This window comes from Streptomyces sp. DH12, from assembly GCF_020873895.1.
GTDB lineage: Bacteria > Actinomycetota > Actinomycetes > Streptomycetales > Streptomycetaceae > Streptomyces.
Genome location: NZ_JAHWGT010001320.1, coordinates 1 through 424 on the forward strand (window position 1 = coordinate 1; position 424 = coordinate 424).

At 71.9% G+C, this 424-nt stretch carries 1 protein-coding gene; it reads left to right on the plus strand.

From position 1 onward, the window contains the following. Positions 1 to 17: 17 nt before the first annotated feature. Positions 18 to 424, plus strand: a 407-nt coding sequence (locus tag LPA54_RS39885; RefSeq protein WP_228985297.1) for a DMT family transporter, incomplete at its 3' end; no start/stop codon positions are given.

The following is a 424-nucleotide window of genomic DNA, read 5'->3' on the forward strand; positions in this document are numbered from 1 at the left end:
GCCCCATCGTTACCGGCATGAGCAGCAGTGTCACCGCGACCACCACCACCGCGCCGGATCCGGCCGGCTCCGCGCCCGCCCCCGCCCGTCCGCGCCTCGACTGGCGGCTGCGTTTCGCCGCCCTGTCGCTGATCTGGGGCTTCAGCTTCCTCCTCATCAAGGTCGGCACACAGGGCTATGCCCCCTTCCAGGTCACCCTGGGCCGCCTGGCCTTCGGCACGGCCGTGCTGGCGGTCGCGATGGCGGTACGGCGGGAGGGGCTGCCGCGCGGCGCCCGCACCTGGATGCATCTCGCGGTCGCCGGTTTCCTGCTGAACGCCCTACCGTTCTCGCTGTTCGCCTTCGCGGAGCTGACCATCCCGTCCACCCTGGCCGGCATCTGCAACGCGACCTCCCCGCTGTGGGGCATGGCGCTGTCCCTGGT